This window comes from Candidatus Pantoea rara (genome assembly GCF_051136265.1).
Taxonomy (GTDB): Bacteria; Pseudomonadota; Gammaproteobacteria; order Enterobacterales; family Enterobacteriaceae; genus Pantoea; species Pantoea rara.
This window is the reverse complement of sequence record NZ_CP194942.1, coordinates 1,670,645-1,681,977: the sequence shown is the minus strand read 5'-3', so window position 1 is coordinate 1,681,977 and position 11,333 is coordinate 1,670,645. Positions and strand designations below refer to the sequence as shown.

9 protein-coding genes are annotated in these 11,333 nt (G+C 52.0%); all 9 read right to left on the bottom strand.

Annotated elements, in window-relative coordinates; all coding sequences use genetic code 11:
• Window positions 1-326: 326 nt before the first annotated feature.
• The 9 genes from ACR8BF_RS07905 to ACR8BF_RS07865 all read right to left on the bottom strand — a co-directional run bounded on the left by ACR8BF_RS07905 (window position 327) and on the right by ACR8BF_RS07865 (window position 11,327).
• Window positions 327-1,403: an acyltransferase family protein gene (locus ACR8BF_RS07905; protein ID WP_434745835.1), complete on the bottom strand. Its 1,077-nt coding sequence runs from the start codon at window positions 1,401-1,403 to the stop codon at window positions 327-329.
• Between the two features lie 454 nt (window positions 1,404-1,857).
• Complete coding sequence (tcyN, locus tag ACR8BF_RS07900) at window positions 1,858-2,610, bottom strand: L-cystine ABC transporter ATP-binding protein TcyN (protein WP_179895477.1); 753 nt, start codon at window positions 2,608-2,610, stop codon at window positions 1,858-1,860.
• Window positions 2,607-3,275, bottom strand: a complete 669-nt coding sequence (gene tcyL / locus ACR8BF_RS07895; protein ID WP_013358251.1) for a cystine ABC transporter permease — start codon at window positions 3,273-3,275, stop codon at window positions 2,607-2,609. The genes tcyN and tcyL overlap by 4 nt, the downstream gene beginning before the upstream one ends.
• On the bottom strand, window positions 3,275-4,075 hold the full coding sequence (gene tcyJ, locus ACR8BF_RS07890) for a cystine ABC transporter substrate-binding protein (protein ID WP_179895475.1): 801 nt from the start codon (window positions 4,073-4,075) through the stop codon (window positions 3,275-3,277). Before tcyJ ends, tcyL begins: the two co-directional genes overlap by 1 nt.
• A 113-nt stretch (window positions 4,076-4,188) precedes the next feature.
• Window positions 4,189-5,175 carry a D-cysteine desulfhydrase gene (locus tag ACR8BF_RS07885; protein WP_434745834.1) on the bottom strand — a complete coding sequence of 329 codons (987 nt, stop codon included), beginning with the start codon at window positions 5,173-5,175 and terminating at the stop codon, window positions 4,189-4,191.
• A gap of 200 nt (window positions 5,176-5,375) precedes the next feature.
• Window positions 5,376-5,879 (bottom strand): flagella biosynthesis regulatory protein FliZ, encoded by a 504-nt coding sequence (gene fliZ, locus ACR8BF_RS07880; RefSeq protein ID WP_179895473.1) that lies wholly within the window; start codon window positions 5,877-5,879, stop codon window positions 5,376-5,378.
• 50 nt (window positions 5,880-5,929) lie between these two features.
• Window positions 5,930-6,652, bottom strand: coding sequence for an RNA polymerase sigma factor FliA (locus tag ACR8BF_RS07875; RefSeq protein WP_179895472.1), 723 nt, complete (start codon window positions 6,650-6,652; stop codon window positions 5,930-5,932).
• Between the two features lie 144 nt (window positions 6,653-6,796).
• Complete coding sequence (locus ACR8BF_RS07870; protein WP_179895471.1) at window positions 6,797-7,765, bottom strand: HNH endonuclease signature motif containing protein; 969 nt, start codon at window positions 7,763-7,765, stop codon at window positions 6,797-6,799.
• 154 nt (window positions 7,766-7,919) lie between these two features.
• Complete coding sequence (locus ACR8BF_RS07865) at window positions 7,920-11,327, bottom strand: glycosyltransferase (RefSeq protein WP_434745833.1); 3,408 nt, start codon at window positions 11,325-11,327, stop codon at window positions 7,920-7,922.
• Window positions 11,328-11,333: the final 6 nt, after the last annotated feature.

Sequence of the window (11,333 nt, the reverse complement as noted above, 5' to 3'; positions counted from 1 at the left end):
CTCTTTATGACAGAAAACTTAAAGAAAATTCAGGCGGGGGTTGGGAGAGGCATCCGAAGCGCTGAGGAACAACCGGAGGGGAGGAAGAGCCGACAGGACGTCGGCGAAAGGACGGCTCGCGCCAGGGAGGGCGCGTCCGGACGGTCCGTGGGCCGCAGGGCGTGGCGAAGGCACCCCGCGCAGCGGGGCGCGCAGGCAGCCGGACGCCGGGATTGTTAAGGGGCGGGCGTCCGCCCCTTGACGCGTCCGCCCGCACGGACGACCTGAAACTCCCCACCGCCTGGCGGGCGTAACCCGCTCATACCAGGCCCGTTGCAAACCGAACCTCACCCCCTGCCTTGCACCCGCTTAACCAGTGTCGGAAACACAAACAGCGACTGCCCTACTCCCCGATTGGTCAGAGACCAGATCGCCACTGAACAGAGCGAACAAAGCCCTACGATCGCCACCGGATAGAAGCATGCCCACAGAAAGGAAAACCACGCTTGCTCAAACAGGTGATGCCGCTGTGCGAACAGAATTGCCGACATGCCAAAGAATTCGATAAAAATACGGTGGATGACATATATCTGCAGCGTATTGCGGCCTACCCAGTTGAGATAGCGCATGCTGAAATGCTGATTCAGCCAGCGGCAGGCGGCAATACTGAATAACACCGCCAGCACACACAGGAACAGACTCTTATCCAGCCCGAATATCACATGAATTCCTGCGATGGCAGCCAGTAGCGCCCAGGGCATCAGATTCTCCCGCCGCCATTCACTCAGGCGCAGCATGGTCTGGCTCCAGAACGCCCCTAACAGGAAGAACAGGAAATATTGCGCCAGGCTCTGGGGTCCCCAGAACGGAATCACTTTTTCGACTGCCAGATAATTGAGCAGGATCGCCACCGCCACCAGGGCCAGTTTATATTGGCGGAAAACTTTGGCGCAGAGAAAATAAAGCCCCAGCCCATAGAGATACCACGAGGTACTCATCGCCATAAAGGTCAGCTTAAGAAACTCCAGCAGCGAGCCGGCATAGGCGGCATTGAGATTTTTTGAAATACGCTGGCCGGTAATTTCAGTAGAGATACCAATGATTGACCACCACTGAATAAAGCCCCACAGAATATAGAGATAAAAGAGATTGGTGATACGACTGGTAAACACCTGTTTCCAGGGCCGGTTAATAATGCCATTGGTCGCCAGCAATCCTGAAACAAAGAAAAAGGCGGGCATACGCAGCGGCGACAGGACCGTATTAAACTGTATCCATATTTCGGCGGGAATCCATCCGGCAGTGAGGTATTTCATCGTCCCCTCAAAGCCGGGTAAAACCGTATGGTACAGGACCACCAGCAATATGCAGGCGCCCTTCAGGGTATCCACCCACGCTATCTGGTCTGACTTAATCTGGCTCATTCAATGACTCCTGCTGTGTAGGTCAGAATGCTGGAAATTAAAAGCGAGAAAATCAGTATTGCTTTTATGATTATCCAGCGATTATTCGCCATTGAACCCGTGATGAATGTAGCGAAACTCTTAAAAACCGCTGACTGGTCCTGTTGCCACAGATATTTACTTAGCAGAACGTTTCCTTACACTTATTAATCAGTGTGGCAATGTATTAATAATCCGTGCTGCACCCAGAGCAAAGCGTAATATCGCTTGATAATCCACAAAATATAAATAAGAGAAAGCGGCAGCAGTTAAAGCCATTAAATAGGCGATGAAAAGAAAAGATTTGTCAGATGTGGCAGAAGGTTTAACAGTTAAATAATTATCTGTGATAACGCCTGGCAAATTTAGCGAGTTGCCGCTGTAAAAATAGGGGGATTGAAGAGGTTAAAACTGCCTTCCGGAGAAGGCAGTGCGGTTACTGATTAAGAAACTTATCAAGGAACTGACGGGTTCGCGGCTGCTGCGGGTTGCTGAACAACGCCTTCGCCTCGCCCTGCTCCACAATGCGTCCCTGATCCATAAAAATGGCGCGGTCAGCAACGTCGCGGGCAAAGCTCATCTCATGCGTGACAATAACCATGGTGCGTTTCTCCTCGGCCAGTGCACGAATGGTGCTGAGCACTTCGCCCACCAGCTCCGGATCCAGCGCCGAGGTAGGTTCATCGAACAGGATCACTTCCGGCCGCATCGCCAGCGCACGGGCAATCGCCACGCGCTGCTGCTGTCCACCCGACAGACGGCGCGGATAGCTCTCCTCTTTGCCGTGCAGCCCGACCTTCTCCAGCAGCGTGCGGGCGCGAGCTATCGCATCTGCTTTCGCTTCGCCTTTAACGATAACCGGTCCTTCAATAATGTTCTCCATCACCGACCGGTGCGGAAACAGATTAAAGTTCTGGAAGACAAACCCAACCTGCTGCCGCAGACGACGCACCTGCTCTTTCTGCTTACTCTGGGCCAGCGCCGCATCCACGGTAATCTCCCCGACCCGGATCGTGCCGCTATCCGGCACCTCCAGCAGATTAATACTGCGCAGCAGCGTGGTTTTACCTGAGCCGCTGGGGCCGATAATTGCCACCACTTCACCAGCAGCCACATCAAGGTCGATATCGTGTAGCACCCTCTGGCCGTTAAACGATTTCACCAGCTTTCTGACTTCGATGGCGCTCATTTCGACTCCGAATCCTGACGATTAACATGCTGTTCCAGCCGGTTCTGCAACGCAGAAAGCACCGTTGCCATCACCCAGTAGATCAAGGAGGCCGCCAGATACATGGTAAAGACTTCCAGCGTGCGCGAGGTGATCAGCTGTGCCTGACGGAACAGTTCAGGCACCTGAATGGTCGCCGCCAGCGAGGTATCTTTCACCAGACTGATAAAACTGTTACCCAGCGGAGGCAACGCAGTACGCGCCGCCTGCGGCAGGATGACCCGGCGCAGTGTCTGCCAGCGCGTCATGCCGATACTTGCCGCCGCTTCCCACTGACCGCGCTCAATCGAGGCAATTGCGCCGCGCAGAGACTCTGACGCATAGGCGGCGGTATTCAGGGAAAGACCAATCATCGCAGAGGGGATCGGATCCAGCTCAATACCAAACTGCGGCAGACCGTAGTAGATCATAAACAGCTGGGCGATCAGCGGGGTGCCACGGAAAATCGAGACATAGATCCGCGCCAGCCAGCGAACCGGCCAGAAGCGCGACAGACGCATCAGCGCCAGAATAAAGCCCAGCAGCAGACCAAAGAACATCCCGCCGATGCTGAGCTGAAGCGTAAACAGCGCGCCTTTTAATAAAAAAGGTGCTGAGTCCAGCACCAGTTGAAGACTTTCCTGCATTATTTCGTCACGTCCGCGCCAAACCATTTCTCAGACAGCTTGCTCAGCGAGCCATCTTTCTGCATGTCAGCAATGGCCTGATCGATCGCTTTCAGCAGATCGTCGTTGCCTTTACGAATCGCAACGCCTGATTCCTGACGGGAAAATGCATCACCCGCAACCGCCATGGTATTGCCGGTTTTCTTCACCAGATCCAGTGCGGCCAGACGGTCAACCAGAATGGCATTCAGACGACCAGAGCGCAGATCCTGATATTTCGTCGGGTCATCATCATAAGTACGGATGTCCACCCCTTTCACATTCTCACGCAGCCACTGCTCGTAGTTGGTACCCAGACCGACGCCCACTTTCTTGCCCGCCAGATCGGCCGGTTTGGTAATGGTGTTCGCGTTGGCTTTCATGGTCAGCGCCTGAATCCCGGAGACCGTGTAGGGCGTTGAGAAGTCATACTTCTTCTTACGCTCATCAGAGATAGTTACCTGGTTGATCACCACATCGATGCGCTTCGCGTCGAGTGAGGCCAGCATGCCGTCCCATTTGGTCGGTTTCAGGCTCGCCTTGACGCCCATGTGCTGGGCCAGCTGCTCTGCGAACTCCACTTCAAAGCCGGTCAGTTTGCCCTTTTCATCCTGGAAGCTGAAGGGCGGATACGTTCCTTCCAGACCCACCAGCAGCGTGCCGCGCTCTTTAATTTTATTCAGCAGATTTTCCGCTGCAAAGGTTTTAACGTTGACGCCTGCGATCAGCGCCACAGCCATGACGCCCATCACCATCTGACGACCTGCACGAGAAAAGGACATATTCACCCCATTATTGACAGTATTGTGTGTGTGTTTTTATAAGGGCAGCACCGCTTATCGCTGCCAGTCCAGAATGATAACGCACGGAGTATAAACTGTTTTATTCGCTTGTCTCAGACCGAAGGATGATAAGCAAATAACGCCGGTGCCCCGCCCGTATGAATAAACAGCAACGGACCTTCACGGCGGAAACGATTCTGGCTGATCCCATCCAGCAGGCCGGCCATCGCCTTGCCGGTATAAACCGGGTCGAGCAGAATCCCTTCCAGCTGCGCGAGCAGTTTCACTGCAGCCATGCCTTCATCATTCGGCTCGCCGTAGCGCGGCGCAAAATAGTCATCCCACAGGGTGATCGGTGCCTTAGCCTGTACTTCCAGCTTCTCTGCCAGCGACTGATGCAGCCGTTCAACGAGCGGCAACTGCGCGTCGACCTGACGTGAAACGGTGACGCCTACCAGCTCAGTTTCCGGCAGCAGATGCTCCAAACCCACCGCCAGTCCGGCATGGGTGCCGGCACTGCCCGAGGCGACGACCACAGCGGCAAAATCGACCACGCCTTCACTCTGATGAGCGATCTCCTGCGCGCACTCCACATAGCCTAGCGCACCCAGGGCATTTGATCCGCCGACCGGCACAACGTAAGGACGGAAGCCCTGGGCTTCCAGACGCGTGGCCTCTTCAGCCAGCTGTTCAATGGGATTGTGCAGCGCATCCACCATGATCACTTCCGCGTCCATCAGATCCAGTATCAGACGGTTGCCGTTGCTCAGGTAGTTTTCAGCGTGGGTGCCAATCGGGTTTTCCAGCAGCGCCACACACTTCAGGCCAAGACGGGCCGCGACAGCCGCGGTCTGGCGCACATGGTTGGACTGAATTGCGCCTGCGGTCAGCAGCACATCGGCACCTTCGCGCAGCGCATCGGCCGCCAGGAATTCGAGTTTGCGCAGCTTGTTGCCGCCCATCGCAACAGGCGTGAAGTCATCGCGTTTAATAAAGATGTCGCGACCCAGATAGTCGGAGAGCCGTGGCAGATGTTCTAACGGCGTCGGAGCGCCCAGCAGCTCAAGACGTGGGAACTGGTGTAACAGATGTAAAGACAATGCTGCCTCCATTCGGGCACGAGAGTTATCTTTATAGTGTTACAGAAGATGCGTAAAGGATCACCCTGATTCAGGTATCCTCAGATGCGGTGAGACACAGGCACTGAGATCAACGCGAGGGGAAAGAAGCGCCGTGCTCCCCCTTCCCCTTACCCGGCTCGCGGGCAAAGAAAAGGGGGAGCAATCGGTGCAGATCAGGCTTACGCCTGCTGCCAGCCTAAAAATTGATCGTACTTGCGCAGCGCGATGCGGTAATTGTTATTACCGGCATCAGGCAAATCGCTTTCCAGACACTGATGCCAGCTATTTCCTTTAAGCCTGTCGGCCGGGAAATTTTTGGCTTTCAGCATCTCATCCAGTCGACGAAGACGCACCACATACTCACGAATCGTGCTGGGGCTCATCTCTGTCTGCTCAAACAGGTACTGTTTGAACGCCATAATGTCGAAATAATTAGGATGGGTATTGCAAAAAATATCACTGCAAAAACGACAAAGCGCAGTCAGTTCGGGCTGAAGCTTCAGCCACAGCTGCTCATCAATCATCTGGTCCATCCGTGCGATGGCCTCTTTATTGATGATCTGGCCACGAAAAACGAGCGCCATTCGATCTAATACTTTGCCACAGTGTGAACAATTGCTCTGGCTGTGTTTATAGTCTTTAAGATAACGACTTAACGGTCTGGCCTTGGTCTTGGCTCCCATTATTGAGTCCCCGGTTTCTTATAATTTTGAATCGCCAGGAACTGATACTGCTAGCGCGCTCCCGCAAGTCGGGCCCGCAGGCGTTTGATCGCCTGACTGTGCAGCTGGCTGACACGGGATTCACCCACATCAAGCACCGCGCCAATCTCTTTCAGGTTCAGTTCTTCCTGGTAGTACAGTGTCAGCACCATCTTTTCACGATCGGGTAATGCTTCGATCGCTTCAATGACGCGCTCACGCAGACTCCCTTCAAGCAACTGGTGAAGCGGATTAGCCTCTTCATGGCCTTCCGTCACCAGCTCCGCGCTGTCGCCGTGCTCTTCCCGATACTCGTCGTAGGAGAAAAGTTGACTATTGTTGGTGTCCAGCAGGATCTGCCGGTACTCCTCCATGGAAACATTCAGCTGCTGCGCGACTTCCTGCTCGGAGGCAGAGCGCCCCAGCGACTGTTCCACTTTATGCATTGCTCCGGCCACCTCGCGTGCATTACGACGCACACTGCGAGGGGCCCAATCCCGACTACGAAGCTCGTCGAGCATTGCGCCACGAATACGCTGCACGGCGTAGGTGGTAAAAGCTGTACCCTGAAGCGCGTCATAGCGCTCTACGGCATTTAAAAGCCCTATCCCACCTGCCTGCAGCAGGTCGTCAAGCTCAACGCTTGCCGGCAGGCGAACCTGCAGACGCAGCGCTTCGTGACGCACCAGCGGCACGTAGCGCTGCCAAAGCGAATGCTTGTCCATCACACCTTCGGCGGTATAGAAATCGTTCACGGTGACTATCCTGCGTTAATGAAGTTATCGGCATGATTATGCAATTCTGTAGCGTTTTCGATTGACTGAATAGGCGGGGTAAAACGAGGCTATTTCATTTTTGTTAAGTCAGAGTGCAGATCCTTCTGCACTCATCAGTGGCAATTAACGACGGGCGCGCAGCCGTTGCCGCGTGGCGGGTGGCACTGCCGCCCACAGGCTGCAGATGCGACCATCCAGCTCCTGATACCAGGGCGCGATATGCTGCCGTGCCTCCTCGCCAGGATGCACCTGAATCTCTCCCGACTCACCATTTATGCTAATCAATCGATTAAGAAATAATCGCTGCAAATCACTGCGTAAAAACAGGCCGTTATCGACGCTGTTATCGGCCAGCACGCCGTCATCGCCTTCCTGTGTGTCGATATGGCAGGCTTCCACCCACGGGCAGCCGTGGCGTTCGGTCAGCTCGGTTCCGGTCATCACACAGGCACCATAGCGGGCTTTGACACCGGCGCTGAATTCGGCCTGACTGGCGCGCTGCAGCACCCGTGCTTTGACGCGACGTCCGACTTCAGTACCCGGCATCACCGCCACAGGGACTTTGTGCTGCGGCGTACTCAATACCACGATGAACTGAATGCGCTGCGACTGCGGAAAACAGGGTTCTGCCTGAGGGCTAAAGAGCTGCCAGTAAGCGTCGTCATCATCCTGATGCATCTGCACCAGTTTGTAACCGCGACTGTTAAGCAGGTTCTGCGCCGTGGCGGATTGCGGATCGATCATCGCGAAAACCTGGCTGCTGCCCATCACCTTCCACAGGTTTTCGCGCTTCTCGTTCTCACTACGACGAAAATAAAGGAAAGAGAGATTCTGCTTAAGGTAGTGCTCAAAGCGACGCAGGTAGTTTTTCCGCTCGTTATCATGGGAGATGAACAGCAGGTCCTCCAGCGGACTGTTGCTCTCTTCCTGCGCGAAAACGGCACGGATTTTCAGCGTGCGCAGGCCGGTTGACGGACTCAGCAAGGCGCGCGCCGTCAGCTCTTTATCATCCGGGTATTGCAAAGCATAACGCCGGGCGATCTCGTCGAAGGTCAGCCGCTCGCCCGGTAAAAGGTCATAATTGAAGCGCATAGACACTCCACAAAGTGAAAATCATTAATGATGTTGTTCTGTAGAGGGTTATCGGCAGGCTGAGGGGGAACTGTAACGGGTCAGGGGATCATCATTACCTGGCTAATATAAGCCATGAGCAGGATGAATACGCTGACGTACCCATCCCCCTCTTTTAATGATCTTTACGGGTTAGCCATGCGGGAAGTTCACCTGGCTGATAAATCCACTCTGCATTAACTTCATGATAGATATTTTCACCCAGGCTGCGTAACAAAAGGGGATTACTGATCATTTTGTTGATCATAAATCGCCACTGCGACGTTTTATTTTTAATGCGCTCAACGCTCATTATCTCTTTATAAGCATCATGATCGCTGGCAAGCACCGGGTAACCACAGGCACCTAACTGTGCAATAACCCGATGCCCTTCCGCCTGATTCAGTAAAGAATCTGAAAGGGGGGCAAGTGCAAGATCTAACCTGAGCGACTGAAGCATCTCCGGCAGTCTGTTTTGCGGCACTTTACGATGATATTCATGAATAGCTGTTTTCCATGTGTCAGGACAGACACCGTAAATAATCCAGCAGATATCTTCACTCATCTCTTTGATAAGCAACTCAATATGTCGCCAGTCTTCCGGTAGCAGATCCGACAGCACGATACCCACTCTGGGCTTATCGTGATTTTCGGGCGGAACCGGACGGGCCCGGATTAAATGCTGCCAGTCTGTACCGAGTTTGTCAGCCTGAAGGACTACATGTTTGTGGCTGAACAATTTCAGCGCAGCGGTATTTCTCACTACCAGTAGGTCGGTGTTCCGCAGGATCTCATCATGACCATACGCAGGACAGTTCACGCTGAACGACGCCCGGGTCGCCTCAACAATAAAACGGGTGTCAGGGAAAAGATGTCTGTTTCTGAACAGCCGCCCGTTTTTATAGGCAATGACATCGCTCAGAACAACACAAGCAGGCTTCATTCTGTAAAGCTCAGCAACAGATAAATGCTGACACATTAAGGTATGTATGCCATTACCGGCTTGCGAAACTGACAGCGAGCATTCTTTTACGCGCTGTACTTCCGTGGAGTCTTCGGCATTAAATAAAAATAACACATCAGGTTTTAAACCCTGCCGTGCTGCTATCAGCGAACGATTATTCTCCCGGACTAAATGCTCACCTTTCCAGGAGAGGTTAGGATTAACAACAGGATCGCGGGATAACCGGTCGATCCATTTTTCATAAAAGAGAGAATCAACAGGGATGCGTTCTGCGTCAGAAACAATGTCATCGCAACATATCCGCGACTGAGGCACCGCTAATATTACCGTTTCTTTGTCAGACGCCCTTAGCAGCAGATCGCTGATCGCCTCATTTATTGTCGGGAAGTGTTCATCCAGTCCTCCCGCCTCATGGCACGCCGCGGTTCTTAGCATGATACATTCACTGCTGAGTAGTAAATGTTGTCGGGGAACGCTCAGTTCCGGTGCGTACATCCCGTTCAGCGAGTCCGCTGTGCAGGACGGACTGTAGCAACAGCGCATCTCTCCTTCCAGCACTTCTGGGGAATAGAGATAGCTGCGTTTATCTGTTAAAAAGGGTGCGCAGGCTAAAAGTTCAGGTCGGCTGCAGTGATTCAATAAGGCGTTAAGCCACAATTTATTGTTAAAATAAATCCCGCATGAAAGATAAAGCGTAAAATCGCCTCTTGCCTCTGATAGGGCATAATTCAGCGCACTAACGATATTGATTTTTTCCTGAACAAAATAGACTCTGAAGACATCCTCATTGATATCAGACAGTGAGGATAGCCATGATCTGACGTTCTCGTCCGCTGAATAGTTATCAATGAAAATAATTTCGTAGTCAATATCGGCGACGGTATCCACAAAGGTTGACAGAAGCCGCTTAACATTAAGAATTTCTTCTTCTACGACAATGATGACGGTAAGCTTTTTAATGTCTGACGCATTATAATCTATATTAAAAGCATTATTCTTTCTTTCAATTAGTGCATTGCTGCACCCTCTAAGGGTCAGATGCTCTGCCAGCAAAGATTGCTTCAACAGGTGATTGTCATTTTCTGTTGATGATACCGCCAGTAAAGGTAGCGGGATATGCTGAATATCAGCGCTAAGCCCTGCATTAACCAACTGCAACATAAAATCCATCTCTACAGTCTGATGTGAGATGTCGCGCGATTTAATGACCTCTATGCATAATTCACGTCTGAAGAAAGCCCCCCTGGCAAAGTGTTCCGGTAGGGCTAAAAAGTAATCCAGATCGAAATCAGGCAGAAAATGCGACTCAATGATTTCTTCCTCATGCAAGACGATCCTGTCTGAATAAAACGCCAGGGATGTACCTATTTTTTCCCTGAAAACAGAGAGTCCAGAGAATATATCCGGGTAAATCCGATCACCGGCACGCAGGAAAAGTATCCATTCATTCTGGTCTTCAACAAGCAGGTGACTCAACCAGCGGCTGAAATTTTTCGGTTTTCCATCCTCATCGCCTGTTGCTACAACAGAGTAGATCTGAACAACCACGCCCAATGTATGAAGCAAGGAGAGTGTTGTATCGAGTGCCTGCGGTGATTGCTGATCATCCACGACCACAACGCTGAGAGATAAAGTGCCACTTGCTTCGGCCAGAGATTGTTCAGGCACAGGATAGCGGGCCAGCCAGTTTTCCGTTGCTAAAAACGTCTCTTCACTTTTCTTCTGGGCAGCTTTCTGCGTTTTACTGAAAAAATGCATTAGTTGCTGTGAGAAGTTTGCTTCAAACTGTCTCATATGGTCACGGACTTTAAAAAGCCCGGAACGCGTGCGCTGCAATTCTGCGGGATCGTCACTAAAGCAGACGCCCGCCCCGCCCATATCGCGAATCGACGCGTCAGAGATGGCGAGCTTTTCATAACCCGGGGCGACCAGAGAAACCACCGGCACCCCACACAGCGCAGCAAGGTTACAGGTTCCGGACCATTCAAAGGTGTACATCACCGTCGCCGACTTTAACATCTCTGCCAGCTCCGCCAGAGGACGAGGGTTTTGAACCGATATAATCGTGATATCGTCAGGTAACCCCGTAAAATCAACGGTCTCTTCGGGTACCCGATTCAGATAAAGAAGTTTTGTCGTTTTTACTCTGCCGTCATCCGAGAACATCTCTAAATCGGGGCCTACCATCGTTAAAAAATCAACATCAGGTTCTTTCACAATCAACTGTGAGCTGTACCAGAAAAAGAGATCCTCTTCTGTTTCATTAAGACGATTACCATTGAGTAGCGCTTCATGATTTAACATGTAGCGCACACAGACGTCAGCCTTAATCGGATTACCCGAATAGATTTCAGGATAAACAGCGATGGGTATAAGCGCCGATTTTTTATGCTGATCATAAATCTCAACATCCAGCTTTGGGGTATTCCAGGCAGGATTGATGATATCGCTGTTTACCATCCAGGCATTGCCGCCATGAAGATTTATTTGATGGCAGAGTTTGTGCAAAGCCTGAATACCGCCGGATGACTCCCGATAGTCAGGTGAAACTATATAATAAGGATGTTTAAATTCAGACATTGCAAC